The following is a 553-nucleotide window of genomic DNA, read 5'->3' on the forward strand; positions in this document are numbered from 1 at the left end:
TAGCGACATATGTCGACTGCGTGTAAATCCCTCTGCCTGGGGTTATTGCTGCTGTTTGAAATTCAGAGCACGTTTTCGCTCAATACCCGTCAATGGCAGTAACGGATTTGCCCTTCAGCCAACCCGCTGCGGTTTCTCTCATCGCCGCCATCCTCCCCGATGCCAGCGTCTCATCATGGTGCAGCCATGCACCGTTTGATTGCAGCGACGCTGAGCATTGGCGCGCAAATTTACGCGAGACGACGGCGGCGATACCGCCAATCACCCATTCCTGATCCCGAAGATGAAACCGAGCAGCATACTGAACAAAGATACGGTTTGCCGGTACTGCGCCTGAATACGGTATAAATGGACTGGTACGGAAATTGCTTTTCCTCTCTATCATGACAGGAGAAGCATACGATGAAAGCAATCATTATTGGTGGTGGTATCGGCGGCTTGTGTACCGCCATTGCCCTAAAACGCATTGGCATCAACGCCGAGGTGTTTGAAGCGGTCAAGCAAATCAAACCGGTCGGCGCCGCCATTTCCATCTGGCCGAACGGCGTAAAAT

The 553-nt window shown here is 52.4% G+C and carries 1 protein-coding gene; it reads left to right on the forward strand.

What is annotated here, in order from left to right:
• Positions 1–402 precede the first annotated feature (402 nt).
• Positions 403–553: NAD(P)-binding protein (locus tag AC5O77_RS22410; RefSeq protein ID WP_494507249.1), on the forward strand; the 151-nt coding region annotated here is incomplete at its 3' end.

The sequence above is a fragment of the Stenotrophomonas sp. INTA L402-1 genome (assembly GCF_059295135.1).